The 26822-nt window shown below is 51.6% G+C and carries 28 protein-coding genes; 7 read left to right on the plus strand and 21 right to left on the minus strand.

Annotated elements, in window-relative coordinates; all coding sequences use genetic code 11:
* Positions 1 to 27: 27 nt before the first annotated feature.
* Positions 28 to 747, minus strand: a complete 720-nt coding sequence (locus PJU73_RS08030) for a ComFC family protein (protein WP_237090712.1) — start codon at positions 745 to 747, stop codon at positions 28 to 30.
* Between PJU73_RS08030 and bioH the strand changes: the two genes are divergently transcribed.
* From bioH to PJU73_RS08045, 3 genes are all read left to right on the plus strand, one after another.
* The gene (gene bioH / locus PJU73_RS08035; RefSeq protein WP_237090711.1) at positions 746 to 1498 is read left to right on the plus strand and encodes a pimeloyl-ACP methyl ester esterase BioH; all 753 of its coding nucleotides are present in this window, start codon (positions 746 to 748) and stop codon (positions 1496 to 1498) included. The two genes, PJU73_RS08030 and bioH, sit on opposite strands and share 2 nt — an antisense overlap.
* Positions 1498 to 1689, plus strand: coding sequence for a hypothetical protein (locus PJU73_RS08040; protein ID WP_237090812.1), 192 nt, complete (start codon positions 1498 to 1500; stop codon positions 1687 to 1689). Before bioH ends, PJU73_RS08040 begins: the two co-directional genes overlap by 1 nt.
* Positions 1690 to 1765: 76 nt before the next feature.
* A complete protein-coding gene (locus PJU73_RS08045; RefSeq protein ID WP_237090710.1) occupies positions 1766 to 2545 on the plus strand; it encodes a class I SAM-dependent methyltransferase in 780 nt (259 codons plus the stop codon).
* A 164-nt stretch (positions 2546 to 2709) separates the two neighbouring features.
* Here the strand turns inward: PJU73_RS08045 and PJU73_RS08050 are convergent, their stop codons facing one another.
* From PJU73_RS08050 to PJU73_RS08130, 17 genes are all read right to left on the minus strand, one after another.
* On the minus strand, positions 2710 to 3477 hold the full coding sequence (locus PJU73_RS08050; RefSeq protein ID WP_237090811.1) for a DpnI domain-containing protein: 768 nt from the start codon (positions 3475 to 3477) through the stop codon (positions 2710 to 2712).
* Positions 3478 to 3642: 165 nt separating this feature from the next.
* The gene (dinG, locus tag PJU73_RS08055) at positions 3643 to 5832 is read right to left on the minus strand and encodes an ATP-dependent DNA helicase DinG (protein ID WP_237090709.1); all 2190 of its coding nucleotides are present in this window, start codon (positions 5830 to 5832) and stop codon (positions 3643 to 3645) included.
* 366 nt (positions 5833 to 6198) lie between these two features.
* Positions 6199 to 6369 (minus strand): zf-HC2 domain-containing protein, encoded by a 171-nt coding sequence (locus PJU73_RS08060; protein WP_237090708.1) that lies wholly within the window; start codon positions 6367 to 6369, stop codon positions 6199 to 6201.
* Positions 6362 to 6952 (minus strand): sigma-70 family RNA polymerase sigma factor, encoded by a 591-nt coding sequence (locus PJU73_RS08065; RefSeq protein ID WP_237090707.1) that lies wholly within the window; start codon positions 6950 to 6952, stop codon positions 6362 to 6364. Before PJU73_RS08065 ends, PJU73_RS08060 begins: the two co-directional genes overlap by 8 nt.
* A 93-nt stretch (positions 6953 to 7045) precedes the next feature.
* On the minus strand, positions 7046 to 7729 hold the full coding sequence (locus PJU73_RS08070) for an HvfC family RiPP maturation protein (RefSeq protein WP_237090706.1): 684 nt from the start codon (positions 7727 to 7729) through the stop codon (positions 7046 to 7048).
* On the minus strand, positions 7722 to 8561 hold the full coding sequence (locus tag PJU73_RS08075; RefSeq protein ID WP_237090705.1) for an HvfB family MNIO-type RiPP peptide maturase: 840 nt from the start codon (positions 8559 to 8561) through the stop codon (positions 7722 to 7724). The genes PJU73_RS08070 and PJU73_RS08075 overlap by 8 nt, the downstream gene beginning before the upstream one ends.
* 226 nt (positions 8562 to 8787) lie before the next feature.
* Positions 8788 to 9120, minus strand: coding sequence for an HvfA family oxazolone/thioamide-modified RiPP metallophore (locus PJU73_RS08080; RefSeq protein ID WP_237090704.1), 333 nt, complete (start codon positions 9118 to 9120; stop codon positions 8788 to 8790).
* 94 nt (positions 9121 to 9214) lie between these two features.
* A complete protein-coding gene (locus tag PJU73_RS08085) occupies positions 9215 to 9646 on the minus strand; it encodes an HvfX family Cu-binding RiPP maturation protein (protein ID WP_237090703.1) in 432 nt (143 codons plus the stop codon).
* Positions 9647 to 9917: 271 nt separating this feature from the next.
* Positions 9918 to 12230: a DNA helicase RecQ gene (gene recQ / locus PJU73_RS08090; protein WP_237090702.1), complete on the minus strand. Its 2313-nt coding sequence runs from the start codon at positions 12228 to 12230 to the stop codon at positions 9918 to 9920.
* 169 nt (positions 12231 to 12399) lie between these two features.
* Entirely contained in the window at positions 12400 to 12825 is a 426-nt protein-coding gene (locus PJU73_RS08095; RefSeq protein ID WP_237090701.1) for a surface-adhesin E family protein, read from the minus strand.
* 285 nt (positions 12826 to 13110) lie between these two features.
* Positions 13111 to 13680: an L-threonylcarbamoyladenylate synthase gene (locus PJU73_RS08100; RefSeq protein WP_237090700.1), complete on the minus strand. Its 570-nt coding sequence runs from the start codon at positions 13678 to 13680 to the stop codon at positions 13111 to 13113.
* 119 nt (positions 13681 to 13799) lie between these two features.
* Positions 13800 to 15071, minus strand: coding sequence for a phosphoribosylamine--glycine ligase (purD, locus tag PJU73_RS08105; RefSeq protein ID WP_237090699.1), 1272 nt, complete (start codon positions 15069 to 15071; stop codon positions 13800 to 13802).
* Between the two features lie 131 nt (positions 15072 to 15202).
* Positions 15203 to 15820, minus strand: coding sequence for an IMPACT family protein (locus tag PJU73_RS08110; protein ID WP_237090698.1), 618 nt, complete (start codon positions 15818 to 15820; stop codon positions 15203 to 15205).
* 333 nt (positions 15821 to 16153) lie between these two features.
* On the minus strand, positions 16154 to 17089 hold the full coding sequence (locus PJU73_RS08115; protein WP_237090697.1) for an electron transfer flavoprotein subunit alpha/FixB family protein: 936 nt from the start codon (positions 17087 to 17089) through the stop codon (positions 16154 to 16156).
* Between the two features lie 14 nt (positions 17090 to 17103).
* Complete coding sequence (locus PJU73_RS08120) at positions 17104 to 17853, minus strand: electron transfer flavoprotein subunit beta/FixA family protein (RefSeq protein WP_237090696.1); 750 nt, start codon at positions 17851 to 17853, stop codon at positions 17104 to 17106.
* A gap of 36 nt (positions 17854 to 17889) precedes the next feature.
* Entirely contained in the window at positions 17890 to 18858 is a 969-nt protein-coding gene (gene waaC, locus PJU73_RS08125; RefSeq protein WP_237090810.1) for a lipopolysaccharide heptosyltransferase I, read from the minus strand.
* A gap of 81 nt (positions 18859 to 18939) precedes the next feature.
* Positions 18940 to 19584 carry a nicotinamidase gene (locus tag PJU73_RS08130; RefSeq protein WP_237090695.1) on the minus strand — a complete coding sequence of 215 codons (645 nt, stop codon included), beginning with the start codon at positions 19582 to 19584 and terminating at the stop codon, positions 18940 to 18942.
* Positions 19585 to 19844: 260 nt separating this feature from the next.
* On the opposite strand from PJU73_RS08130, the gene tsaA reads away from it, so the two are divergent.
* The gene (tsaA, locus tag PJU73_RS08135; RefSeq protein ID WP_237090694.1) at positions 19845 to 20525 is read left to right on the plus strand and encodes a tRNA (N6-threonylcarbamoyladenosine(37)-N6)-methyltransferase TrmO; all 681 of its coding nucleotides are present in this window, start codon (positions 19845 to 19847) and stop codon (positions 20523 to 20525) included.
* A 194-nt stretch (positions 20526 to 20719) separates the two neighbouring features.
* Here tsaA and rarD read toward each other — a convergent pair whose 3' ends face one another.
* The gene (gene rarD / locus PJU73_RS08140; protein WP_237090693.1) at positions 20720 to 21616 is read right to left on the minus strand and encodes an EamA family transporter RarD; all 897 of its coding nucleotides are present in this window, start codon (positions 21614 to 21616) and stop codon (positions 20720 to 20722) included.
* Between the two features lie 291 nt (positions 21617 to 21907).
* Entirely contained in the window at positions 21908 to 22174 is a 267-nt protein-coding gene (locus PJU73_RS08145; protein ID WP_237090692.1) for a DUF3079 domain-containing protein, read from the minus strand.
* 247 nt (positions 22175 to 22421) lie between these two features.
* Between PJU73_RS08145 and metG the strand changes: the two genes are divergently transcribed.
* The 3 genes from metG (at position 22422) to PJU73_RS08160 (ending at position 25562) form a co-directional block, all read left to right on the plus strand.
* Positions 22422 to 24488: a methionine--tRNA ligase gene (gene metG, locus PJU73_RS08150; RefSeq protein WP_237090691.1), complete on the plus strand. Its 2067-nt coding sequence runs from the start codon at positions 22422 to 22424 to the stop codon at positions 24486 to 24488.
* A gap of 153 nt (positions 24489 to 24641) precedes the next feature.
* Entirely contained in the window at positions 24642 to 25079 is a 438-nt protein-coding gene (locus tag PJU73_RS08155; RefSeq protein WP_237090690.1) for an EamA family transporter, read from the plus strand.
* Positions 25080 to 25229: 150 nt separating this feature from the next.
* Positions 25230 to 25562, plus strand: coding sequence for a zinc ribbon domain-containing protein YjdM (locus PJU73_RS08160; RefSeq protein ID WP_237090689.1), 333 nt, complete (start codon positions 25230 to 25232; stop codon positions 25560 to 25562).
* A 137-nt stretch (positions 25563 to 25699) separates the two neighbouring features.
* Here the strand turns inward: PJU73_RS08160 and PJU73_RS08165 are convergent, their stop codons facing one another.
* Positions 25700 to 26650, minus strand: coding sequence for a D-2-hydroxyacid dehydrogenase (locus PJU73_RS08165; RefSeq protein ID WP_237090688.1), 951 nt, complete (start codon positions 26648 to 26650; stop codon positions 25700 to 25702).
* Positions 26651 to 26822: the final 172 nt, after the last annotated feature.

Here is a 26822-nt window from a genome sequence, read left to right on the forward strand (position 1 = left end):
GGCGTTCGGCGGTGTCAAAAAATTTAGTTATTTTTTCAAACGGGAACGGGCGAGCGTCCAGCAAAAAACTTCGGCAGCACCTGATTTTTTCAGGGTCTTGGCCAATTCATCCAATGTTGCGCCGGTGGTCAGCACGTCATCGATTAACAAAATATTACAATCCGGCGGAAACTGCGTCCGACCTTGAAAAATATTACGGACATTTCGCCGACGTTCGCTGCTTTTCAGCGTACTTTGCGGCGGTTTGTCGGCACGCAATACGGTATCGTGCGGGAAAATCCGCCAGCCGTACAGCGCCGCCAAGCGTTCCGCCAGCTCCTCGCTTTGGTTGAATCCCCGATACAGCCTGCGGTTTTTGCTCAAGGGAACGGGCAATACGCCGTCTATCCGCTCCTGCGCCAGCCACGGCGGTGGGTTTTGCGTCATCAGCGACACCAGCGGGCGAACGGGCGACAAGTCGGATAAGTGTTTGAATAGATGGATAATGCTTCTGATCGGCGGTTCGTAATACAGCGAAGCCCACAGGCGGTCGAAATGCGGCGGCTTCTGCTGGCAACTTCCACACACTGCGCCGCCGGCAATCGGGCGGAAACACAGGGGGCAACTGTTGTCCCCGTCGCACAATCCGCTTGCCAAATCCGCCCGACAGCCGCTGCACAGGCCGTCTGAATCCGAACGGCGGCACAAATCGTGGCATAATAGACAGTGCTGCCGCCGCAGCTTTTGCAAAAAAGAGAGAACAGCCATGCCGACCTCCGCTCAAGATGTTTACCTGATTCACGGTTGGGGCGCCAACCGCCATGTTTTTGATGATTTGGCCGACCGCCTGCCGCCGCATTTTACCGTTCACGCCCTCGATTTGCCGGGCCACGGCGGTGCAGCGTTTGGCGATACGTTTGACCTTGCGGGCATTGCCGATTCGTTCGCTACCGAAATCAAACGCCCCGCCCATATTCTCGGCTGGTCGCTCGGCGGCCTGATTGCGCTGCACTTGGCGGCACGCCACCCCGATAAAACCGCTTCGCTCTGCCTGACCGCCGGTTTTGCCAAACTGGGGGCGGCCGACGATTATCCCGAAGGGCTGTGCCAACCGGCACTGCGCAAAATGGTGGCGGCATTTCAACAAAATTATGCCAAGTATATCAAACAGTTTTTACAATTACAGTTGCTGCATACGCAAAATGCGGGCGAAATGCTGGACAAAGTGCTGCCCAACATCGCCCGCCACGGCGCACCGCTGACCTTGGAAGCGGCACTGGATGCGGTCGAACAGGCCGATGCCCGCTCGCTGCTGCCCGATATTTCCGCCCCGACACTGCTGATTTTCGGCGCAAAAGATGCCATCACGCCGCCCCGCATGGGCGAATATCTCAACCGCCATCTGCCAAACAGCACGCTGCACCTGATCGACCATGCCGCCCATGCGCCGTTTCTCAGCCATGCGCAACAGTTCGCCGCCTTGTGGACAGAATTTATCAACCTGAACAGCCCGTTATGATGAATCCGAAACCAAACCGCCTGATAAAAACCGCCGTGCTGCTGCTGACCCTTGCCGCCGCATTTTATGCCGGTATGGTGTTTCAAAACCATCTTTATGAAGACACCTGCTTAGACTTGGGCGGCGGCAAAAATCCGGGAAATTTCCCGATCTGCGTTATCAATCAAAACACGCCATCCGAGCGCCCGTAAACTCAAACCCCGTTTTCAGACGGCCTCAAACCACATACAGGCCGTCTGAAAACCCGCAATTTTAAGAGCAACCGCCATGACCGACCGCTGGCAAATCCACCGCCATCTCGCCGAAACCACCGACCAACGCCTGACGCTGGTTCGCAGCACGCCGCAACGCATTCTCTTATGCGGTGCCGATGCCGACACCAGCCGCCGCCTGCTCGCCGCACGCTATCCGCACGCCGAGTTTGCCGAATACGACAGCCGCCCCGAATTTCTTCAAGCCGCCGCAGCCGAGCGCAAAACCGGTTTCTGGCAAAAACTCACCGGCAAAACCGTTCCCCAAACCTGCCAAAGCCCGACCGACCCGCTGCCCCAAGCCGCCGCCGATATGCTGTGGGCCAACCTCGGCCTGATAACCGCCGCCGAACTCCCGCCCGTGTTCCAAAACTGGGCAAACGCCCTCAAAACCGACGGTCTGCTGTTTTTCACCCACTTCGGACAAGACACGCTGGCGGAACTCACAAGCCGTCTGAAAAACCACGGCATTCATTGCCACGCCCCAACTTTAATCGACATGCACGACATCGGCGACATGCTCGCCGGCAACGGCTTCTACGACCCGGTAACCGACACCGCCAAGCTCGAACTGCACTACAAAAAAGCCGACACCTTCCGACAAGATATGGACACATTGGGCCTCTCGCAAGCCATCACCTTCGACCGCCCCGAAGCCGCCCAAGCCTGTATCGACCGCATTTTCGCAGAAGAAGGCGGCCTCACGGTTACGCTGGAAACCGTATACGGCCACGCCGTTAAAGCCTTGAAGCTACCGCAGGGGGAAAATTTGGTGCAGTTTTATCCGAGGGGGTGAACGGTTTTTTCCTAAGACATAGTGCAATAAAACAAGGCCGTCTGAAAATGATGTTTTCGATTTTCAGACGGCCTTGCCTTATCTTTTGGGCTGATGTGGAGGAATCTTAGTTTACATGTTAGAAATACGTCAAAATCTTAAATTTAATTAACGACTTAAAAAGTTTACGGCTTCACTTTCCGATATTTTCCCCGATTTGAAAACTCAATTACCCCGTGATTGCGTAGGATTTGCAACTGTTGGCGGATTTTCTCTTTAATATGTCGATTTTCGGGAAATTGCCGCAATAATGCTTGTTCAAATACATACATTTGCCGCAAATCGAATTGTTCAGGTAATTGGTCAATACACTTCATTATGGCAAGCAACCAACCTTTGCTCTTGCTTTGTTGCTGACGCATGAACAAATGAGATTGCCATTGTTGGCGTACTTTTCCGGGGTCAATCATTCGAGCCTGATCAACCAATAGGATTTTACCGCTTTCCGGCAAACTGCTGATGTCCATATCACACATCAGATAATTTTCTCGATTTTTCAATGGCTTGTTTCGTGGAACAATCATTTTCACGTTCACAAAATGTTTGGGTACTAAGATAAGTTGCTGCACAGAATAATCAGCTTTTTTATAGGCTAAAAACAAAAAGTTGGGATTATCTTCAGCCTGTATACGGGCAATCATACTGTTGTAGGCACCATCAGGGATTTTTTTACCGGTTGAAAGTCCGCTTTTACTTTTCAATTCAAATTGTTCGTTACACTCGGTGCAAAAAAAGTCGCCCACTTTTGTGTTGTTAGCAAACGGTTGTATAGGCCGGTTGCCGCAATTCGGACAATAACCGTTATGTGCCAACCAGTCTTCCGATAAGCGCCTGATAATTTGTCTTGGGCTGCGGTAACCGGCAATTAAGTCTGTGTTAAACCGTAAATTCATATATTGCATTTTCTTTTTTAAGATGTGAAATCTTGATGAGTGCGCCGATTAAGAATATCCGCCAATCTGTTTGCCATAATAAAATCCATCCAAAAACAAATTCGGTTGCAGCACTGCAAAAACACTCAATCTTAACTTTTCAGACGGCCTTGTTTTATTTTCTGCTTACCCAATCCGTTTAAACGGTGGCAAACATGCCAATAATTGTTGGCCGTAGCGTTGGGTTTTGACTCGGTTGTCGAGTATTGTTACCCGGCCGTAGTCTTGTTCGGTGCGGATCAGGCGGCCGACGGCTTGGACGAGTTTGATGCTGGCTTCGGGAACGGTAATTTCGATAAAGGGGTTGCCGCCCCGCTGCTCGATCCAGCGGTTTTGGGTTTTCTCGATGGGATTGTCGGGCATGGAAAACGGGAGTTTGGCGATGATGACCTGCACGCAGGCTTCGCCGGGCAGATCCAGCCCTTCGGCAAAGCTGTCTAATCCGAAAATAATACTGGCGTTGCCTGCTTTCAGGGCTTCATAGTGGCGTTGCAGCAATACGGTTTTGGGCAGCTCGCCCTGTATCAGCAACAGCGGCAGGTAGTCGTCGGGCAGGCGCAGGGCGACTTCCTGCATTTGTCGGCGGGAGGAAAACAGTACCAATGTGCCGATGGCTTGGTCGGCGGCAATCAATTTGGGCAGCCATTCTGCGACGGCGGCGGTGTGGGCAACGGGGTCTTTCGGGCTGGCGTAAATCGGCGGCAGGTAGAGTTCGCCCTGTTTTTCAAAGTCAAACGGGCTTTTGAGGGCGAGGGTGGCGGTTTCGGGCAGCCAGACAAGGCCGGTTTGGCGCAACAGCAGGTTGAAGTTACCCAAGGATTGCAGGGTGGCAGAGGTCAATACGGCACCTGCGGCACGCCGCCACAGGCTGTTGGCGAGATGGCCGGCGCTGCTGATGGGGCTGGCGTTGAACACATAGTCGTTTTTGTCGTCTATGCGGCGGGTAATCCATTTTGCCAGCGGCTCTTCGCCCTCGGCGGGAACGGTGGAAATCAAGTCCCACACGGCGCTGATTTGTTCGGCTCGGGCAACAAACATGCCGAATTCGGTGCTGAGGCGGTCGATAAGGGCGCTGTCTTGCTCTTTGTCTCTGCGGCAGCCGGAAAGTGCGTCGTTGAGGCTGTAAACGTGTTTAAGCAAGCTGCGGGCGGCTACGCCGGTGTTTTGCACCAAGGTTTCCAAGCCTTCGGGGATTTGTCCGTCTTGCCACAGCCAGACGGGGTCGCTGTTTTTGCGGCCGAAATCGGATTCACGCTCGTTTTGGCGAAACGTGCTGCGCTCGTTTTCAGACGGCATCAGGGAAAGCTCGGGGGCTTCGGCAAGGTGGAATTGCCATTCGTGCAGGCTGTCGAGCAGCGAGGCGGCGGCTTCGTCGGCAAGGTTGGCCAGTTCGGTTTTGTCGGCGACGGCAGCGATTTTGGCGGTGATTTGCGGCAGTTTTTCCAAGCTCCATACGGCGGTATTCCACGAATGTTCGGCGGCAAACTGGCTGAGGGCTTTTTTGGGCAGATGGTGCGCCTCGTCTATGCAGTAGAAACTGTTTTCGGGGGCGGGCAGAATCACGCCGCCGCCCATGCTGATGTCGGCCAGCAGCAAATCGTGGTTGGCAACCACTACATCAACGGTTTCCAATGTATCCCGTGCCAGATAAAACGGGCATTCGCTGCGGTTGGGGCAGGCGGCTTTGAGGCAGCCGTGGCGGTCGTTGGTGATTTTGAACCATATCCCGTCGTCGATTTTTTCGGGCCAAGTATCTCTATCGCCATTGAAGCGGCGGGCGGAAAATTCATCCGACATATTGTTCAGCAGCGCCAATTCTTCGGGCTTGGGTTTGCTGTCCCACAATACCGCCGGCGTTTCAAAACCGAGCAGGCTTTGCTGGGCGTTGCCCTGCGTGAGTTGGTAGAGTTTGTAGGGGCAGAGATAGCGGCCGCGACCTTTGGCGAGAGCAAAAGTCAGTTCCAAGCCGCTTTTTTCGACCAGAAACGGCAAATCCCGCTCCACCAGCTGCTCCTGCAGGGCGATGGTAGCGCTGCTCACAATCAGCCGTTTACCTCTGGTCTGCGCCATAATACCGCCCGCCAGCAGATACGCCAGCGATTTGCCGACACCGGTCGGCCCTTCAATCACGATAATGCTTTCGCCTTCCCGTTTGGGCGCTTCCTGTCCTTCTTCCCTTGTCTGCGTGCGGGCAAAGGTGTTGGCGATGGCGGCGATCATTTCCCGCTGGGCGGCACGGGGGCGGAAATTGGGCAGGTTTTTACCGATGTTGTGGTAGTGGTCGCGAATGGCGTTTTTTTCTAAATCGGTGAGCATAAAGGCCGTCTGAAAATAGGGGTTGGCGTGAAGGGAACCGGGTTTGCGGTATGACTCGGTTCAGACTCCCGCCATTTTAACATTTTTCGCACAGCCCCGACTGAGCAGCAGGCGATTTTTATAGTGAAATAACCTAATAATCCATACGGTTTTTAAACAGAGCGTAGGTTGGGTCGAGACCCAACACGATTGAAAATACCTTGAAACATAAGATTTTGTTGGATTACGCCCGTGCCTCGCTAACCACAATCTACGCCTGTTTTTGTATGGAAAATTCGGTGTTCTAACTATATACAGTCGGCAACGCCATACAAAATGCCGCCTGAACGCATTTTCAGACGGCATACGGCAGATACACACCAAAAATCAAAACAGCTTTTTCAAGGCCGTCTGAATTGTGTCCATCTGTTTTTTATAGCGGCGGCAGTGCGGGCAAATTAAGAGGTGGCCGTTGATAAATACCCGCTCTTTCATGTTGAGCTTGCCCTGATCGTATTGTTTGGACAATAACGCAGTGGCTTTTCTGCATTTATCCATATTGCTCCCCCTGATTAAACCATTTGATTTGCAGACACTGGCGCAAACCCTCGCGGGCGCGGTGCATGGTGGTGTGGAAATTAGACTCGCTCAAGCTGCACTGTTCCCGCACTTCAGCCGACGACAGCCCGAGAATTTCCTTCATCATAAATACCCGTGCGGTGTTTTCCGGCAAACGGTACAGGCACGCCTGCAAAACCTGATAAAATTCTTTGTTGTTCAACGACTGGTCGGGCGAACCCCACGCATCGGGGCGGCCGCTTGCCGTCCAGTGGCCGTTTTCGGAAAAATGGCTTTCAAACGCTTCGTCCATTGATTCTTCCGCCGGCGACACAAACACTTCCCGCTGTTTGCCGATACTGCGCAGGCAGTCGATGATTTTGTTTTTCAAAATGCCGAACAGCCAACTGCTCAACTGCGCTTCGCCTTTAAACTGATCGCAAGCACGATAAGCCGACAACATGGTATCCTGCACCAAATCTTCCGCCAAATCGGGGCGGTCGGGCAGCTGGATACGGCAGAAACGCAGCAGCAGCTTGCGCAGCCGGTCAAATTCGGCATCGTCAAGATTAAAAAAATTCATTCCGTTCCCCTTAAGGGCGGTTTATCTGTAACTTGGAATTTTAACCCAAAACGCCGCTGCTTTTATACTGCTTTACCCGCTTTAGCAGATTGCTTATTCCGCCGCCACCAACACACCCTGTTCCTGCCAATACCGCCAGCGTTCCGCCAAGCCTTGCCGCCAGCCGTTTTCAGACGGCATCCATTCCGCCAGCATGGTTTCCAGTTTCGCCAATGCCAGCGGGCTTTCTGATACGGTGTGCAGCAACAGGCGGTCGAAACCGTCCAACTCGAGAAACAATACTTCGTCTTCAAAATTGCGCCAGATTAAAACCGGTGTCGGCTGCGGCTGCAAGGCATCGGTTACGGCGTAGGCATAATCCCGCAGCAATGCAGCGGCAGCCAGCGTGTGCGGCGTTGCGGCGGCGGTTTCGATGCGGTTTTCAGACGGCATCTGCGCCACTTCGGCCAGCAGTTGGGCGTATTCAAAATCCATCAAATCCAACACGCCGTCTGAAAGCGGCTTTTGGCGGCAAAAAGCCAGAAATTCGCCGGCAATTTCCTGAAAATACGGCGAATGTGCCTGTCCGTGTGCCACAAAATCTTCTTTTAATGCCTGCCACGTTTCCTCGCCCAAATATTCGGGCGTTTCCACATAGCAGCGGTCGAGAAAACCGTTGATGTTGTTGCGTATCAGGCGGACATAGACCGCCAGCCGTTTTTCATCAAAGCCTTGCGCCCCGCCTTGGCGGATGGCGGCGGCAAATGCGGCCTGATAAGCTGCTGAAGCGTCAGACATTGAGAAACTCCTTTCCGGAACGCTGCTGGTAATCAGCAATTTTTGCGACTTCGGCTTCCAATTCGGCAAACGGCGGGAAATTGAAATCCCGCTCCAACAGGGTCGGCGGAATCACCGGCAGGCGGCGGTACACCTGTTCCAGCAAATCCCATACTGTCGGCAAAACCGCTGCGCCGTGGGTATCGATCAGCAAATCCGGTGCTTCGACATCGTGTCCGGCAATGTGGATATAATTGACCCGATTTACATTGACCGTTGCCAGAAAATCTTCCGGCAGCAGCAGATTGTGATTGACGGCATTCACGTAGATATTATTGACATCCAAATGGATATGGCAGTCGGCTTCATCAGCCACTGCATTGAGAAACTCGGCTTCGTTCATTTCCGCCAGCGGCGAATGCAGGTAATACGAAGTGTTTTCCACAGCAATGCGGCAGCCGAGAAAATCCTGCACCTCCCGAATCCGCTGCGCCGTATGTTTGACCATTTCGGCGGTAAACGGCAACGGCAGCAAATCGTAAAGATGGCCTCCGTCGTGGCAATAGCTCAAATGGTCGGAAAAAAACGAGCAGCGGTATTGCGCCATCATCTGTTTGATGCCGCCCAGCAATTCTTTATCCAACGGCGCTTGTCCGCCCAAAGACAGCGACAGACCGTGCAGCGCCAGCGGCAGTTTTTCCGCCACCCGGTCAAACTGTTTGCGGGCAAAACCGCCCATTTTGAGCCAGTTTTCCGGCGCAGCTTCGATAAAACGAATCGGGCTGCTTTCCGACAAGGATAAAAAATCCTCCGCCAAATCTCGGCGGTAGCCTAAACCTGCGTATTGAATCATGGTGGTGTTCCTGAATTTTTGCTGTTGCCAAACAAAATAAAACCGAACAGATACTGTTTAAATTTAAAATAAAACAGTCGGTTATGGTGAATTCACTTTAAAATGCTGTAACGGCTTTATTTTGGCCGGCTCATTATCCGAAATGTTTCACATGAAACATCGGCTGAAAGAAAGCCGCACCCGATGTTTCATCAGATACGGCTCTCGGCCAATCAAATCGCTTTGATTATTTTGAACCGCATTTACCTTCGCCACATTTGCCTTCGGCTGCTTTGGCTTTAGCTTTGGTTGCACCACATTTGCCTTCGCCGCATTTACCTTCCGCAGCTTTGGTTTTGGCTTTGGTTGCACCGCATTTGCCTTCGCCGCACTTGCCTTCGGCTGCTTTGGCTTTGCTCGCACCGCATTTTCCTTCGCCACATTTACCCTCTGCAGATTTGGCGGCTTTGGCTTTTGTTACGGCAACATGGTCTTTTACAGGTTTGTTGGCAGCGTGTACACCGGCAGCCAAAGACAAAGACAACGCACCGGCCAAAGCAGCAGCAATATTTTTTTTCATTTTGATTTCCTTTAAAAAGTTAAAAATAACAAGATTTTGAATAAAGCGGAATGTTTAAGGTCTGATTCCACGACCGGTAAACCGTTATATATGTTTATTTTTTCAGAACATATTTCTTCAGCAGCGCATCAAGCGAAAACCCGCCTGCGCCTTGCAGCAAAATCGGGAACAATACCACCAGATAAATCAGCGCCATTTTGTAGCCGTTGTCGCACACGTTGTAACCCGCACCGGCATGAGCCGACACCCAAGCCACCCACGTTACAATCATCAGCCCCAAGGCGGACAATCGGGCCGCCAAACCGACCACCAGCAAAACCGGCAATGCCAGTTCGGCAAACATCGCCATCTGCCAATTCAAACTGTCGGGCAACAGGCTGATAGGAAACGGAAATTGGTCGTGAATATCGGCAAACCAGTTTTCGCCTTTCCATTTTTCCAAGCCCGATTCAAAAAATTCGTAAGCGGCAAATAATCTCAATGCCAGCAGCCCCAATCCAGACTGCCATGAAGCGTTCGGTTTCATAAAACGTCCAAAGTTTGTTGATACCCGTTAGACGAAACAGATAGCCGTTTCTTACAATAATTTTTTAAAAGTTAAATAATTGATTGTTTTTAATGGAAATAAAGTTAAAAGAGAATGATGATAATGAAGATGAAAACAGTTGATAAAGACGAGCAGGCCGTCTGAAAATCGGGTTTTATGGCCAATTCACCATATATGAAAAACCCGATTTTCAGACGGCCTGTGAAGTGGGAAATATGCGTAATAAGCAGTTCCTTATCCGACAAAGCCCTTATTGTTCATGCAATGCTTCCAAAACGGCTGAGCCGTATTGCTGCGCTTTTGCTGCGTCCACGCCGTGGATTTCCAACAGTTCGGCTTCGGTTTGCGGCTGTTTGGCGGCGATGGCACGCAGGGTGATTTTGCTGAAAATCTGATATTCGGGAACATCGGCTTGGCGTGCGGTGCGGCTGCACCATGCGGATAAGCGGCGCATACGGTTGCGGGCGGCTTCGGCGGCGGTGTCCAAGCTGTCGGCAAAGGGATAGCAGACGGAAAGGATGTCGATGCCGTATTTGCCGATGCGGACTTCGCCCAAGCCGTAAATGCCCTGCAAATCGGCTTCGGTTTCGGGCGTGAAGCGGATTAGGTCCAGCAGGCTTTCGTCTGAACAGATTTTACCGGCCGCCACGCCTTCGGTTGCCGCCTGCTGCGTCCGCCATTCGTTCAACGCCTGCCACATGATTTGCTCTCGCTCGCCCGTCAGGCCGTCTGAAACTGCGTTTGCTGCGTTTTCAGACGGCATTGCCTGACCTTCGGCGGCACGGTGGCAAATGTCGAGAATTTCGCTGCCGAATGCGTTGATTTTGGCTTCGCCCAAGCCGTAGATGCGGTGCAATTCGTCCAGCGTCTGCGGCATTTGTTCGACAATATCGCGCAGGGTTTGGTCGCCGCAGATAACGTAGGCCGGCACTTCGGCGGCTTTGGCTTTCTGCAGCCTCCAGCCACGCAATGCCTGCCAGATACGCTCTTCCCGCTCGGTACGCAGCCAGTCGTCTTTCGGTTTTTGGGTAGCGGTTTTTTCCCGTTTGAACGGCCGCAGCCACGCTTGGCTGCCGCCTTTTAAAACGGTTTTGGCATCTTCGGTAAGCTGCAGCGCCTGATGGTATTGGGTATTGACGGTCAGCCAGCCCAAACTGATGCTTTGGCGGATCACGCTGCGCCATTCTTTATCGCTCAATTCGCTGCCGATACCGAAAGTGGACAGGTCTTGGTGGCCGTTGCGGGTAATCCAGTCGTCGCTTTTCCCCCGCAAAACGTTGGTTACATAGCCGGCGGCAAAGCGTTGGCCGACACGATAGACGCAGCTCAACAGTTTCTGCACCAATACCGTACCGTCAAATCGGACGGGCGGGTGCAGACAGTTGTCGCAATGGCCGCAAGGCTCGGCATCCTCGCCGAAATGTTTCAGCAGCAGTACACGGCGGCAATCGGCGGTTTCGCACACCGAAAGCATGGCATCCAATTTGTGCATTTCCACCTGTTTTTGCGCTTCATCGCTGTTGCCCTCGGTAATGCGTTCCCGCAGCAATACCCAATCATTAAGACCGTAACACAGCCAACTGACTGAAGCCAGCCCATCCCGCCCGGCACGGCCGGATTCCTGATAAAAATGTTCGATACTCTGCGGCATATCGAGATGGGCAACAAATCGCACATCGGGTTTGTCGATGCCCATGCCGAACGCCACGGTTGCCACCACGATAATGTTGTCTTCACGGGTAAAACGGCGTTGGTTGGCTTCCCGGGTTTCCATGCTCAAACCGGCATGGTAGGGAATGGCTTCCAAGCCGTGTTCGCACAAAAATGCCGCCACATCTTCGACTTTTTTGCGGCTCAAACAGTAAACAATGCCGCTCTGCCCGCTCATTTGTTTTTGAATGAAATCCAGAAGCTGCTTTTTGCCGTTGTTTTTTTCAATCACCTGATAATAAATATTCGGGCGGTCGAAGCTGGAAACGTATTCGGGCGAGTCTTCCAAATGCAGATACCGGCGGATATCGGCACGGGTGGCGGCATCGGCGGTGGCGGTCAGGGCGATTCTCGGCACATCGGGATAACGTTGCGCCAGCAGCCCCAACTGTTGGTATTCGGGGCGGAAATCATGCCCCCATTGGCTGACGCAATGTGCCTCGTCGATGGCAAACAGGCTGATGGTCTGCTGGTCGAGAAAACGCAGAAAACGGTCGCTGACCAAGCGTTCGGGGGCAACATACAGCAATTTCAGACGGCCTGCCGCCAATTCGTCGGCAATCTGTCGGGCCTCATCAGGCGTTGTGCCGCCGTGTACACAGGCTGCTGCTACGCCTGCGGCATGCAGACCCGCCACCTGATCGTTCATCAGCGCAATCAGCGGCGACACCACCACGGCCACGCCTTCACGCATTAAAGCCGGAATCTGATAACACAGCGACTTGCCGCCGCCCGTCGGCATCAATACCGTCATGCTGCCGCCTGCCGCCAACCGATTGACAACGGTTTCTTGGTTACCTCGAAACTCGGGGTAACCGAACGTTTCGTGCAAAATCTGTCTGGCTGTCGGCATGGCGTGATTCACGGGAAAAAGGAAAGCCTTATTTTAACGGTTTTACCCTTTGCGTGCAGGAAAAAGTCGGTTTAAATAACCATTCGATTTTGAATGAAATACCTGAAAAACAAAACAGGCCGTCTGAAAATCGATTTTCAGACGGCCTTCGGTGTAGATTAGGCTGTATTTAAACGGCTTTACTGCAAACCAATTCATATTCTTTGGCAATCACGGTATCGGCCGGAACGCTCATCGGGCGGATGGCGGTGGCGGTAAATTTATAGTTGCCGACGGTTTGCCCATGGCTGTCTTGCAACATCAGCGCCGTCAAACGGTAGGTTTTGTTGCTGCAATGGATTTCCCAATCGGAAAAAGCGGTTTTATGGATCGGCATATTGACGAAACGCTCTTTGGCCGGATTGCTGATGATTTTCCGTTCCCGAAAAGTAACCAATGCGCCGTTTTTCTGAATACTGGTTTTATCGATGGCAATTTTGATATTGTCGTTCAGCACACCGATTTGCTGCCATTGGCTGCTGCCCGTAGCAGCGCAACCCGCCAACCACAAGGCAAACGCAGCCGCTGCCGCAAAGCGGATAGAAGATTTGTTCATTGGATTCCTTTTTAGAATAAATGCCGCCTCATTATGCTAGAAAAAAGCAAACAAAGTAAACCGCATTTGCAAAGATTACCGTTTTCAGACGGCTTTTATCGGTTTTCAAATCCCGCAACAATCACTGACACACGCTGCCGGATAAGGCGGCAAGCCGCTGATACTATGGCATATCGTGAATTTACTTTAGTGGATTTATTTGGATTGCTGTTTAATTCGATTATAAAACCGTTCTTTCGACAAACAACACGCTGATATTTAATAAATAAAATTTTACGATGATTTTTACCGCAACCGTTTGCCGGTTTCTCCGTCAATAATCCGGCTCGGCTGCTTATACCGGCCAACCAAACCACCAACTACCCAAACTCTGCGTCCGAACAATCTCCTGACTTCCCGTTCGCTCCGACACGGTTTTTTGCCTGCCTGATTACACGATGTCGAAACCAACGGCGTTTGCAACATACGGCACAATCTTTTGGCACCGGCATGAGCCGGAATCCGCACCGCCAATTTGTTCCGCCTGCTGCCCCGCAAGGTCGGCGTGATTTTTCGGGAAGCGGGCAACAGAAACGTTGTCGGCAAAGTTTGCGGTTGTTGCAGCAGGGCGGCGTTTTTTTCAGACGGCCGCAGCAACGGCTGCAACTGTGAAAAATCTGCACCAATCACAATCATGCCTTTGTGCTGCGGCCGTTTTTTCAGTCGAATCAACTGCTTGACTGCCCGAACTGCTGTCGGCAAACAACCCAAACCGTAGCAGGATTCGGTAGGATAGGCAACCAGTCCGTTGCGTTGCAAATGGGCGGTCAAGCGGCGTTGATCGGCTGCGGCAAGGATTCTGGGAAATGGTTTCATAATCAATGTTTAAGCAGAAAGCCATGCCGTCTGAAAATGAAGCACAGAACGTTTCAGCAGAACCTTTGGTTTTATTCTGCAAACACATTGTGCCTGTTTTCAGACGGCCTAATTTCATTTCAGGCTTTGATGGCTTTGTCGCCAATGTCTTTGCGGTATTGCATACCGTCAAAATGGATCGGTGCTAAGGCTTGATAGGCTTTGGCTTTGGCTTCTGCCACGCCGTCACCCAAGCCGACCACGCACAATACCCGTCCGCCGTTGGTGAGAATATTGCCCGATTCGTCTTGGCTGGTACCGGCATGAAATACTTTGCCGATGGTATCGGCTTCGGCCAAACCTGAAATCACATCGCCTTTTTTCGGCGATTCGGGATAATTTTCCGACGCCAATACCACGCCGACCGCCGTTTGCGGATTCCATTCGGCAACGGCGGTATCCAACCGGCCATCGACCGCTGCTTCGACCAAATCCACCAAATCGCTGTTTAAGCGGCTCATAATCGGTTGGGTTTCGGGATCGCCGAAACGGCAATTAAATTCTACGGTAAACGGCGCACCTTGTTTGTCAATCATCAATCCGGCATATAAAAAGCCGGTAAACGGATGGCCTTCGGCCTTCATACCGGCAACGGTCGGTAAGATGATTTCATTCATTGCCCGCTCGTACACCTGCGGCGTTACCACTGGCGCAGGGCTGTATGCACCCATACCGCCGGTATTCGGGCCGCAATCGTTGTCCAACAGGCGTTTGTGGTCTTGGCTGGTTGCCATCGGCAATACATTGTCGCCGTCCACCATCACAATAAAGCTGGCTTCTTCGCCGCTTAGGAAATCTTCAATCACCACACGGGCGCCGGCATTGCCCATTTTGTTGCCCAGCAGCATATCATCAACTGCTGCATGAGCCTCGTTTTCGGTCATGGCGACAATCACGCCTTTACCTGCCGCCAAACCGTCGGCCTTAATCACAATCGGCACGCCTTGCTGCTCGATATATCGGTGAGCCTGCTGCGCATCTTCAAAAGTTTGGTAACGGGCTGTCGGAATGTTGTATTTCGCCATAAACGCTTTGGCAAAATCTTTTGAACTTTCCAACTGCGCCGCATATTGTGTCGGCCCGAAAATTTTCAGGTCTGCCGCCCGGAAAGCATCGACAATCCCTGCTGCCAACGGCGCTTCCGGCCCGACAACCGTAAAAGCGATTTGCTCTTTTTTGCAGAAATCAATCAATTCTTGATGGCCGCTGAGGGCAAGATTGTGCAGCTTGGCTTCCTGCGCCGTACCCGCATTGCCGGGTGCAACGAATACACTTTCTACCTTCGGGGATTGAGCCAATTTCCAAGCCAGCGCATGTTCGCGGCCGCCGCTACCGATAACGAGCAATTTCATACCGTCTCCTAAAACCAGAGCAAACCGAAACGGTTTTCCGGATTGTTTGTGAATAAATTTCCGACTTCAGCCGTTTAAGTTTGCAATGGCTCGCACTGCAAATTTAAACGTCCGATTTTCACTATTATGTTTTAATCTTCTTGCAGCACTTCCGAAAAAAGCGTGATTTGACGGGTTTGCTGCCAAGCAGCAACGCAGGCTTCATAAGTTGCCAGCGGAAGTTTTACCGTCAGACGGCAATCAAGCTGCAAATCCTGTTGCACGATATTGCCTTGATATTGTTTGGCAATCCGAATCGCATCATTCAAATGCGGATATTCGCACCGCAACCAAACGGTTTTTTCAATATTTTTTTCAAGCACTTCCACCAAAGACAAGGCCTCGGCGGTAGCGGTTTTGTAGGCATGAATCAACCCCGGCACGCCCAGCAGCGTACCGCCGAAATAGCGGACAACCACCACCAATACATCGGTTAAATCCGCAGAATCAATCTGACCGAGAATCGGACGGCCTGCACTGCCTGATGGTTCGCCGTCATCATTGGCTCGAAACTGCATACCGTCCACACCCAATCGATAGGCATAGCACCAATGCCGGGCTTTATGATGCTGCTCGCGTAGGGCATCGACATACTGCTTAACTTCGGCCACGGTCTCAACCGGATAGGCAAAGGCAATAAAGCGGCTGCCTTTGTCTTTAAATTCTGCAATTTGCGCTGCAGCAATGGTTTTATAGGTTTCAACCGTCATGTTTTGTTCTTAAAAGTTATTGTTTCTGAAACAATTTATAGTGAAATAACCTCAAAGCACTACAGCATTGGCATTGGCTTCGCCTTGTTTTGCATAGGAAACATTCCACTATATTTTCTATACAGAATTGGCCGCCAACACTGTATAGAAAATGAATTATTTCACAACATAGGCCGTCTGAAAATGCAGTTATTGTTTCACGTGAAACATAATGCTGCCAATTACAAACAAGCAAAATTAACGCTGTATGGTTCAGCATTTCACCATATGCCAATCTTGCAGTACTTTGTTTTTATTCAACCAAAACAAAGTACTGCAAGATTTCATCATCAATCAGGCTTTCAATGCTTCGGTTAATTGCGGCACGATTTCAAACAAATCACCAACCAAGCCATAATCGGCAATATTGAAAATCTGTGCATCAGGGTCTTTGTTGATGGCCACAATCACTTTACTGTCCTGCATACCGGCGGTATGTTGGATTGCACCGGAAATGCCGACTGCAATATAAAGCTGCGGGGCAACGATTTTACCGGTTTGACCGACTTGAAAATCGTTCGGCGCATATTCGGCATCTACTGCCGCACGAGAAGCGCCGATGGCTGCGCCCAACACATCTGCCAGCGGGGTCAATACTTCGTTGAATTTTTCAGCACTGCCCAACGCCCGCCCGCCGGATACCACCACTTTGGCGCTGCCCAAATCAGGGCGGTCGGAATGAATCAATTCTTGCGATACAAAACGGCTTAATTTCTGCTCTGCAGCAGCCTCTACCTGTTCCAGCGCCGCTGCGCCGCCTTCGGCTGCCGCTGTTTCAAATGCCGCCGCACGAATGGTCAACACCACTTTTTCGCTGCTTGTCTGAATGGTTTCAAACGCATTGCCGGCATAAATCGGGCGGACAAAAGTGTTACCGTCCACTATTTCGGTCAAATCGGAAATCTGCGGCACATCCAACAACGCCGCCACACGGGGCATCAGGTTTTTGCCGAATGCGCTCGCCGTTGCCAGCAAATAGCGGTAAGGCTCTGCCGATTTTACTGCCAAAGCGGCCAATTCTTCCGCCAAACCATGGCGGTAATATTCTGCTTCGGCAACCAAAACTTTGGCAACGCCTTGGATTTTACGGGCAGCTTCGGCAACGGCGGCCACATTGCTGCCTGCGACCAATACATGGATTTCGCCCAATCCGGCAGCGGCTTTTACGGCGTGTAAAGTGGCCGGATTCAACTGTTGGTTGTCATGTTCGGCAATAATCAATACGCTCATCTCAACACTCCGATTTAAATAACTTTGGCTTCGTTTTTCAGTTTATCGACCAACTCGGCGGCATTCGCCACTTTCACGCCGGTTTGACGTGCTTTCGGTTCGGCCACCCGCACTACGTTTAAATGGGAAACCACGGCCACGCCCAAATCGGCAGGCGATGTTTTTTCCAGTGTTTTTTTCTTCGCCGCCATGATATTCGGTAGTTTGACAAAACGAGGCTCGTTCAATCGCAAATCGACACCAATCACCGCCGGTAAGGTCAATGCCACAGTTTCCAAACCGCCGTCGATTTCACGAGTTACTACAGCTTCCTGCTCCGTTAATTCGACCTTGGAAGCAAACATACCCTGCGCCGCATTCATCAACGCCGCCAGCATTTGCGCCGTTTGTCCGGCATCGTCGTCAATCGCCTGTTTGCCCAACAGCAGAATATGCGGCTGTTCTTTATCGGCAACGGCTTTCAACAGTTTGGCAACAGTCAGCGGCTCTAATTTTTCATCGGTTTCGATGTGCAGCGCACGGTCGGCACCCATGGCCAACGCCGTACGCAAAGTATCTTCGCTTTTTTTACCGCCCAAGCTGACGGCCACAATTTCGCTAACTTTTCCGGCTTCTTTTAAACGCACGGCTTCTTCAACCGCAATTTCGTCAAACGGGTTCATCGACATTTTGACGTTTTCAATATCGACATCCGAACCGTCGGCTTTGACACGGACTTTGACGTTGTAATCCACAACGCGTTTTACAGCAACCAATGCTTTCATCAACAATACTCCCAATTTTTTTCTGAAACTCTGTTTTCAGACGGCCTCTTTGGCTGCAACGCAGGCCGCCAGTCCGGCATACACTTCCTGCACGCTCGGAACGCTGCCGATATTGCCCAAATTTTTTGCCCAAGCCGACGGCTGAATGCCGGTTTTATGCGGATCGGTATCGGTATAAATGCCGACTAACGGGCAATCCAGCGCATTCGCCAAATGCAGCAAGCCGGTATCGACACCGGCCACACCTTGCGCACCTTTCAGCAGCTGCGCCGCTTCAATCAAATTCATTTTGTCGCAGACTGCCGCTTTTGCAAAACCTGCCGCAATTTCCTGCGCCCGCTGCCGTTCGCTTTCATTACCCCACGGAAGATATACCGCACAATCCTGATGCTGGGTCAAATCTGCCAGCAGTTTCCGCCAATGCTCAACCGGCCACAATTTGCGCTCGGCGCTGGTGGCATGCAGGAAAACATAATACGGTTTATCGGCCTGAATATGCTCACTCTTCGGCACACGCAAGCCAAATGTTAGGGTTTCCGGCAAAGCATAATCAAATACCTGCGCAAACAGTTTGCGGTTGCGCCATACGGCATTCCGACCGACTTCTACGGCAAATTTGTTCTGATACAGCAGCGAAGCCAGCGGCTCGCGGGCGCTCTGCCAATCCAAACCTTTCACCGGCGCTGCCGCCATTTTGGCAAAAACGGCACTTTTTACCAAACCTTGACTGTCCAACACAAAATCAAACTGTTCCGCCTGCAAGTCGTTTTTCAGACGGCCTATTTCCTGCCAAACGGCTTTCTGCGTCAAATGCTTGCGCCAATACCGCCATTTCATTACATGGATTTTTTTCACAAACGGATGCAGTTTGGCAATATCGGCAAAACCCGCTTCACACAGCCAATGCAGCTCCACATCGGGGTAGGCGGTTGCCAAATCGCTGACCGCCGGTAGGGTGTGAATCAAATCGCCCATGCTCGACAGGCGGACAAGCAAAATTTTTATTTTCAAAGCGGTATGAATCCAAAAATAAGCGATGTTTCACGTGAAACATCATATCCGACAGAAAACAAAATCCGTATTTTATTATTTTAAATTATTGAATTTTATAAAGTTTTCTATTTCTTCTGCATTATGAAACACTGTTGCACCGGCTGCTTCCATTTCCTGCCAAGCCAAACGGACAGTTTCTTTGGCAATGCCTCTGCACGCTGCACGGTTTACCCATACCTGCCAGCCACCGGCTTTCAGTAACTGCAAAACTGTTGTTTTTACACAATAATCAGTCGCCAAACCGCCAACCATGATAATCTTTGCCTGCCGGTCGCGCAGCCATTCAATCAGCCCCGTGCTCAATTTTTCCTGCAAATCGTGAAAACATGCGCCATAAGGGTGAAATTCGGGATCAACGCCTTTCCAAACGCAGTAATCGTATTGCTTGGTATCGGGCAAACCGTCCAACAATTCGTAGCCGTATGTTCCGACCATGGCATGGGCAACCCAAGTTACATCGGCATCGGGCAAACCGGTCGGCTGCAACATCTGCTGCGGAGTATCGACCAGCCATTTGGCCGCAGGGCTGTGGGCATCTTTGGTCATCACCCGCAAATCCGCCAGCGCCGCCTGCCGGTTAAGTTCGACAACAATCTCATCTCCGCCCGCCACCGGCAACTCGGCCGGACACAGCGGCGAAAAAGTTTTTTGGGCATCAACGTCAATAGAAACAATCATTTCGGATTCCCATATAGTCGGAACATCGTTGGAATGACCATGTTCCCCACCAAACCGCGGTGAGCTGACAGATAAAAATAATGCGGCACAAACGCCGGCAACATCGAGAAAATATAGTGGATTTACTAAAAGCGGCAAGCCAACGCAGTAATACTTTTAAAGTAAATTCACTATAGGGCAATTATATAGCCGATTCAGCCAACAGGAAAGAGAAACACAAGCATGGTATGATGGCATTTTTATCCGTTCCATGCAACGCTATGTCTTACACACTGGAAGCCGTCGGCCATGTCGATTCGCCCTACAAACAGAAATTCGGTGTCGCCCGCCAGCCCGGCCTTGTTCCCGCCGCTGAAATCTGCATTACCCTCAACCCCGAATTTCATGCCGACTGCGTGCGAGGGCTGACCGAATTCGACTATATTTGGGTCAGCTTCGTGTTTCACGGCGTGCTAAACGAAGGCTGGTCGCCGCTGGTACGCCCGCCGAGACTGGGCGGCAAACAGAAAATGGGCGTATTCGCCACCCGCAGCCCGCACCGTCCCAACCATTTGGGGCTGTCGCTGCTCAAATTGGAACGCATCGACAGCGGCCGACCGGTCAAAATCTATTGCAGCGGTGCCGATTTGCTGCACGGCACACCGGTGGTGGACATCAAACCCTATATTCCGTTTGTCGAAGCCAAGCCCGATGCCGCCGGCGGATTTGCCGCCGCCAAACCGCCCGAATTAGCCGTTATCTGGCAAAATCAAGCGGAACACGCCTTGTCGGAAACCGAGCGGCAACTGATTGCCCAAAGCATTGCCCAAGACCCCCGCCCGGCTTATCAGAATATCCCCGAACGCATTTATGTGATGCATATTCTGAATTACGATGTCAGCTTTCAGATTGACGGCGAACAGGCATACATTACCGCCGTACGGCCGCATACAGGGGATTAATTGGGGGAAGGTTGTAGATTAATCTTCAATTATCTGTGGATAACTGCGTATAAACTGTGAATAAAACAGGCCGTCTGAAAACCGCTATTGCATTTTCAGACGGCCTGTTGATATTCATATCGTGGGTTCAATTCAAAAGAGGACAAGGCGGCGAGCCGCAGACAGTACTACTTTTAAAATGAACCCACTATATCTTACCGCTTCGGCGTATCCCGCACCGCACCCCAAATATACAGCGCCACGCCCAGCCATACCCAAGCATAGCCGGTAAATTTCTGCAAACTGAAGGCTTCGCCGAACAGGGTCAGCCCCAATCCAAACTGCAAACTCGGGCCCAAATACTGCACCATGCCCAAATCGCCCATCGAAATCCGTTTTGCCGCCGCCGCAAACAGCAGCAGCGGTACCACCGTTACCACGCCCGATCCAATCAATACCGACATCTGCAGCCCGCTCAATTGGGCAAACACCAGAGTTCCCTGCAAAGCGGCATAACCCAGATAAACCAAGGCAAACGGCAACATCAGCAAGGCTTCCAGCGTCATGCCCGTCAGCGCATCGACCGGTGCCAGTTTGCGCAGCAGCCCGTACACGCCGAAACTGCCCGCCAACAGCAGCGACACCCACGGCAAGTGTCCCGCCGGTAAGGCCAGCCACAAGATGCCCGTCAACGCCGCCAATACCGAAAACCGTTGGTAACGGTTGAGCGTTTCCCCAAAGAAAATCCGCCCGAACACCACATTCACCAGCGGCGAAATAAAATAGCCCAAACTGGCATCCAATATATGGTTGTGGGTAATCGCCCACAAATACACTAGCCAGTTGAGCGTAATTGCCAGTGATGAAAATATAAACGTTGTCAATAGCTTAAAATCGCCTAACACCCGCCGCAAAGCGCCGCCCTGCTGTTTCCACAGCAGCACCAAAACGGCAAACACCGCCGACCAGCAAATACGCTGCGCCAAAATCTGGTCTGCGCCGATACCGCTGTCGGTAATCGGAAACCAATAAAGCGGAAACAGCCCCCAAATCAAATAGCAGCCCAAGGCACAGACTACGCCTTGCCGGTATTCATCAGCCGAACGGTCCATTGTTTTTTCCTGAATATGAATATAGAAACGAAATTATATCGCCGGAATTATTTATAGTGAAATAATCTCAAACACTGCAGCGTGGCTTTACCTTGTCTTGCTTTGCGTTTATTTCACTGTTTCCCATCCCCGACAAAAAATGTTTTGCCATAAAACATGCCGTCTGAAAATCAGGTTTGGCATGGCAAGGTTTTGATTTTCAGACGGCCTCAACCAAAAAAGTGCATTCCCAAAATCCGAATGCACTTTTTATTATCCACAATTTTATCCATAATTTATCCACAAATGCGATTATCCTTGCGGCTTTTTCAGCGGCAACTTGATATGCGGTTTGGCGGGCGGCGGGGCGGTTTTCAAGCCCAGTTCGATTTGCTGTTCTTCGCTCAACAGGCCGCTCCAGTCGCCTTTTTTATACCATTCGTTGCCGTCCAGCTCAATCGGGTGCTGAATCCGCTCGCAGCCGTTGCCGCACTGCAAATCATCGCTCTTGCAGTATTTATCGCAGCCCCAGCAGATACGTTCGGGGTTTTTCGGGAAAATCGGGAATTTTTTGGCCATGATTCGTGCTTCTGTTGTCGCTTGGGCCGGATTATAAGCGATTTTCAGACGGCCTTTGCCCGCCTGAACGGCTTTTTACCTTAATGTTTTAAGTTATGTTAAGAAATTCGCCGCTATAGCGGGCTTCCTTTAAAAGAAGACTGTACAAATATAGTCAATCCCCGTCTTGCCGAACTCGTTTTCAGACGGCCTTTTGCGGTATAATTCCCCAATCTTTATTCTGTTGTTTTCCAAAGAAGAACAAACCATGACACGCAAAATCTTAGTTACCTCGGCGTTGCCGTATGCCAACGGCAGCATTCACTTGGGCCATATGGTCGAACATATCCAAACCGACATCTGGGTGCGTTTTCAAAAACTGCGCGGCAACGAATGTTATTACTGCTGCGCCGACGATACCCACGGCACGCCGGTGATGCTGGCGGCGCAAAAACAGGGCTTGAAACCGGAAGACATGATTGCCAAAGTGCGAGAAGAGCATCTGGCGGATTTCACCGGCTTTTTAATCGGTTACGACAATTACTACAGCACCCATTCGCCGGAAAACAAAACCCATTCCGAAGCCATCTACCGTGCGCTCAAAGCCAACGGCAAAATCGAAAGCCGCACCATCGAGCAGCTTTACGACCCTGAAAAACAGATGTTCCTCCCCGACCGTTTCGTCAAAGGCGAATGCCCGAAATGCCACGCCCAAGACCAATACGGCGACAACTGCGAAGCCTGCGGCACGACTTACGCCCCGACCGAACTGATCAACCCGTATTCCGCCGTATCGGGCGCAACGCCGGTATTGAAAGAATCCGAACACTTCTTCTTCAAATTGGGCGAATGTGCCGACTTCCTCAAAGAATGGACCTCCGGCAGCAATCCGCACGACGGCAAACCGCACCTGCAGCCCGAAGCGCTCAACAAAATGAAAGAATGGCTGCACCCCGACGAAAACGGCGAAGGCGGCCTTTCAGACTGGGACATTTCCCGCGATGCGCCGTATTTCGGCTTTGAAATCCCCGATGCGCCGGGCAAATATTTCTATGTGTGGCTCGATGCGCCGGTCGGCTATATGGCCTCGTTCCAAAACCTCTGCGACCGCATCGGCACCGATTTCAACGAATTTTTCCAAGCCGGCAGCGATACCGAAATGTATCACTTTATCGGCAAAGACATTCTCTATTTCCACGCCCTGTTTTGGCCCGCCATGCTGCACTTCTCCGGCCACCGCACCCCGAGCGGCGTGTATGCCCACGGCTTTTTGACTGTGGACGGCCAGAAAATGTCCAAATCCCGCGGCACCTTCATCACCGCCAAATCCTATCTGGAACAAGGCCTGAATCCCGAATGGATGCGCTACTACATCGCCGCCAAACTCAACAGCAAAATCGAAGACATCGATTTGAATTTGAATGACTTTATCAGCCGTGTCAACAGCGACTTGGTCGGCAAATACATCAACATCGCCTCCCGTGCCGCCGGCTTTATCGCCAAACGCTTTGAAGGCCGTCTGAAAAACGTGTCCGACAGCGCATTGCTGGCACAACTTGCCGCCGCCAGCGACAGCGTCGCCGAGTGCTACGAAAACCGGGAATACGCCAAAGCCCTGAGGGACATTATGGCGCTGGCCGACATCGTCAATGAATACGTCGATGCCAACAAACCGTGGGAACTTGCCAAACAGGAAGGCGCAGACGAGCAACTGCACCAAGTTTGCAGCGAACTCATCAACGCCTTTGCCATGCTCACCGCCTATCTGGCACCGGTTTTGCCCAACGTTGCCGCCAACGCCGCCAAATTCCTCAATCTGGAAGCACTGACTTGGAACAACACCCGCCAAACCTTGGGCGAGCATACCATCAACAAATACGAACACCTTATGCAGCGAGTGGAGCAACAACAAGTGGATAACCTTATCGAAGCCAACAAACAAAGCATTCAGGCAGCGGCCGAAACCGCCCCCGCCCAAGAAAGCACATACACCCCGGTTGCCGAACAGGCAAGTTTTGACGACTTTATGAAAATCGACATGCGGGTCGCCAAAGTATTAAACTGCGAAGCCGTAGAAGGCAGCACCAAACTGCTCAAATTCAACCTCGATTTCGGCTTTGAGCAACGCATCATCTTCTCCGGCATCGCTGCATCTTATCCCAATCCGGCCGAACTCAACGGCAGAATGGTCATCTCCGTTGCCAACTTTGCCCCCCGCAAAATGGCCAAATTCGGCGTATCCGAAGGCATGATTTTGAGCGCGGCCACGGCAGAGGGCAAACTGAAACTGCTCGACGTGGACGCAGGCGCACAGCCGGGCGACAAAGTCGGCTGATGCCGCCTGAAAACCGTTTTTCAGCGTGAATTCCATTTAAAAGAAAACAAAGCCGTACTGTTTTAAAAGTGGGTTCACAATCACTTTTCCACACAACAGGCCGTCTGAAAATCCCGTTTTCAGACGGCCTCACACACATCTCAAACCGACACCATGCCGAAATACATCCTGTTCCTACTGATTGCCGCCATCGGCAACACCGCCTACCATCTCGGGCAGAAATCGCTGCACAACCAAACCGCCAATCCCATGCTGATACTGGCCGTCTATTACCTCGCCGCCATGATTATTTGCCTGACCGCCATGCCGTTTTTCGGCAACAGCAACGGCGGTTGGAAACAGGCGGCACTGCTGCTGGCCAACACCAAAGTCTGGCTGGTCGCTCTCGGCATTATCCTGATTGAACTGGGCTTCCTGCTCGCCTATCAGGCAGGCGGTTCGGCGCAATGGAGCGGCGTCGCCGTCAACGGCATGGCAGCGCTGCTGCTGATTCCCCTAAGCATCTTCCTGTTTCACGAATCCTTTTCTTGGAACAAACTCACCGGCATCATCTTAACCCTGCTCGGCCTGTATGTTCTGGTTAAAAAATAATCCGTTTTCAGACGGCCTCAAGCGCCGGAAAAGACAAAAACCCAAGAATACGGTATATTTTCAACTTTCCGTTTACAACACGGCAACCGCCGGTATTTTCCCAACCGATAATGATAAGTCGGTAAAACCAACACCCCAAGGACACCCGCCATGACCCTCCCACCATGCCCGCAATGCCAATCCGAATACACCTACGAAGACGGCACCATGCTGGTTTGTCCCGAATGCGGCCACGAATGGCAGCCGGGCGAAGCCGCCGCTGAAGAAACCGCCGCCGTCAAAGACGCCAACGGCGCAGTCTTGGCAGATGGCGACACCGTTGTTTTGATCAAAGACTTAAAAATCAAAGGCAGCTCGTCCGTCATCAAACAAGGCACCAAAGTCAAAGGCATCCGCCTGCAAGACGGCGACCACAACATCGGCTGCAAAATCGACGGCTTCGGTGCCATGAACCTGAAATCCGAATTCGTGAAAAAAGCCTGATGTTCAGACGGCCTCATCAAACTTATCCACAGGCCGTCTGAAAACAAGCGAAGCGGATTTTCACAACCAAACCCAAAACAAAAAATCCCCCATATCCGCCGATATTTCGGCAGATACGGGGGATTTTCCGTCCGGCGTTACACCAAATTCTGCGGTTTGCCTGCGACAAAACCGTTGATATTGTCGAGCAGGATATCAAACAGGCGGTTCATGGCTTCTTGGCTGGCCCACGCCATATGCGGGGTAACAATCAGGTTCGGCAGGCGGGCTTTGAGCAGCGGGTTGCCGTCGCGCGGCGGCTCTTGGGTCAAAACATCAAACCCTGCACCGCCGATTTGGCCGTATTTCAAGGCGGCAACCAAGGCTTCTTCATCCACCAAGCCGCCCCGTCCGCAGTTAATCAATACTGCGCCGGCTTTCATGCGTTTCAGTTCGGCTTCGCCGATCATATTTTTGGTCTGCTCGGTCAGCGGGCAATGCAGCGACACCACATCAGCCGTTTGCAGCGCCTCGTCAAAGGAAACATAGCCTGCGCGCACGGTTTCGGCGTGTTTGTGTTCGCCGAATACCACGTTCATATGAAACGCCCGTGCATAGCCCGCCAGCGTTTCCCCGATGTTGCCTTTACCGAAAACGGCCAGCGTTTTGCCGTTCAAATCCCGCATCGGCGCACCGAAATGGCAGAAAAACGGCGATTGTTGCCACAATCCGGCGGCCACATCACGCTGATAGGCGGGCAGGTTGCGCATTAAGGTAATCATCAGCATAAAGGCGTGTTCCGCCACCGATTCGTTGCCGTAAGCACGGATATTGCACACGGCAACACCGGCGGCTTTGGCAGCGGCGACATCGACATTGTTCACGCCGGTTGCAGTTACCGCAATCAGTTTCAGTTGCGGATTGGCGGCAATGGCAGCAGCATCAATCTGCACTTTGTTGGTTACGATAATCTCCGCTCCGGCAATTCTGGCAGCAGTTTCAGCGGCCGAAGTGCTTCCGTAAGTGATTAATTCGTGCGGAAAATCGAGTTGGAACGGCCGGTCGGGCAAGGTGTCTCGGTCGAGTACGACAATTTTCAGAGGTTTCATAAAATTTCCTATTGATATTTTATTTACGATTTAATTTAACTAATAAAGCATAGCAAGATTCAACTTTACTTTGCTATTGAGCGTGATTATCATTTATGTAAATAATTTGGCTTTTACTCGTATCACATTCACAACATATCCCGTTTTCAGACGGCCTCTTATCGGAACATAT

The organism is Neisseria lisongii, from assembly GCF_028463985.1.
GTDB lineage: Bacteria > Pseudomonadota > Gammaproteobacteria > Burkholderiales > Neisseriaceae > Neisseria > Neisseria lisongii.

Coding starts and splice junctions, on each gene's coding strand:
- tsaA (WP_237090694.1), top strand. CDS start 19,845: ATGTCTTACACACTGGAAGCCGTCGGCCATGTCGATTCGCCCTACAAA.
- PJU73_RS08100 (WP_237090700.1), bottom strand. CDS start 13,680: ATGAAACCATTTCCCAGAATCCTTGCCGCAGCCGATCAACGCCGCTTG.
- metG (WP_237090691.1), top strand. CDS start 22,422: ATGACACGCAAAATCTTAGTTACCTCGGCGTTGCCGTATGCCAACGGC.
- PJU73_RS08130 (WP_237090695.1), bottom strand. CDS start 19,584: ATGATTGTTTCTATTGACGTTGATGCCCAAAAAACTTTTTCGCCGCTG.
- PJU73_RS08080 (WP_237090704.1), bottom strand. CDS start 9,120: ATGAAAAAAAATATTGCTGCTGCTTTGGCCGGTGCGTTGTCTTTGTCT.
- PJU73_RS08070 (WP_237090706.1), bottom strand. CDS start 7,729: ATGTCTGACGCTTCAGCAGCTTATCAGGCCGCATTTGCCGCCGCCATC.
- PJU73_RS08050 (WP_237090811.1), bottom strand. CDS start 3,477: ATGAATTTACGGTTTAACACAGACTTAATTGCCGGTTACCGCAGCCCA.
- PJU73_RS08030 (WP_237090712.1), bottom strand. CDS start 747: ATGGCTGTTCTCTCTTTTTTGCAAAAGCTGCGGCGGCAGCACTGTCTA.
- PJU73_RS08065 (WP_237090707.1), bottom strand. CDS start 6,952: ATGAATTTTTTTAATCTTGACGATGCCGAATTTGACCGGCTGCGCAAG.
- PJU73_RS08115 (WP_237090697.1), bottom strand. CDS start 17,089: ATGAGCGTATTGATTATTGCCGAACATGACAACCAACAGTTGAATCCG.
- PJU73_RS08110 (WP_237090698.1), bottom strand. CDS start 15,820: ATGACGGTTGAAACCTATAAAACCATTGCTGCAGCGCAAATTGCAGAA.
- PJU73_RS08085 (WP_237090703.1), bottom strand. CDS start 9,646: ATGAAACCGAACGCTTCATGGCAGTCTGGATTGGGGCTGCTGGCATTG.
- PJU73_RS08095 (WP_237090701.1), bottom strand. CDS start 12,825: ATGAACAAATCTTCTATCCGCTTTGCGGCAGCGGCTGCGTTTGCCTTG.
- PJU73_RS08060 (WP_237090708.1), bottom strand. CDS start 6,369: ATGGATAAATGCAGAAAAGCCACTGCGTTATTGTCCAAACAATACGAT.
- PJU73_RS08120 (WP_237090696.1), bottom strand. CDS start 17,853: ATGAAAGCATTGGTTGCTGTAAAACGCGTTGTGGATTACAACGTCAAA.
- purD (WP_237090699.1), bottom strand. CDS start 15,071: ATGAAATTGCTCGTTATCGGTAGCGGCGGCCGCGAACATGCGCTGGCT.
- PJU73_RS08040 (WP_237090812.1), top strand. CDS start 1,498: ATGAATCCGAAACCAAACCGCCTGATAAAAACCGCCGTGCTGCTGCTG.
- PJU73_RS08045 (WP_237090710.1), top strand. CDS start 1,766: ATGACCGACCGCTGGCAAATCCACCGCCATCTCGCCGAAACCACCGAC.
- recQ (WP_237090702.1), bottom strand. CDS start 12,230: ATGCCGACAGCCAGACAGATTTTGCACGAAACGTTCGGTTACCCCGAG.
- bioH (WP_237090711.1), top strand. CDS start 746: ATGCCGACCTCCGCTCAAGATGTTTACCTGATTCACGGTTGGGGCGCC.
- PJU73_RS08075 (WP_237090705.1), bottom strand. CDS start 8,561: ATGATTCAATACGCAGGTTTAGGCTACCGCCGAGATTTGGCGGAGGAT.
- dinG (WP_237090709.1), bottom strand. CDS start 5,832: ATGCTCACCGATTTAGAAAAAAACGCCATTCGCGACCACTACCACAAC.
- PJU73_RS08155 (WP_237090690.1), top strand. CDS start 24,642: ATGCCGAAATACATCCTGTTCCTACTGATTGCCGCCATCGGCAACACC.
- PJU73_RS08145 (WP_237090692.1), bottom strand. CDS start 22,174: ATGGCCAAAAAATTCCCGATTTTCCCGAAAAACCCCGAACGTATCTGC.
- rarD (WP_237090693.1), bottom strand. CDS start 21,616: ATGGACCGTTCGGCTGATGAATACCGGCAAGGCGTAGTCTGTGCCTTG.
- PJU73_RS08160 (WP_237090689.1), top strand. CDS start 25,230: ATGACCCTCCCACCATGCCCGCAATGCCAATCCGAATACACCTACGAA.
- PJU73_RS08165 (WP_237090688.1), bottom strand. CDS start 26,650: ATGAAACCTCTGAAAATTGTCGTACTCGACCGAGACACCTTGCCCGAC.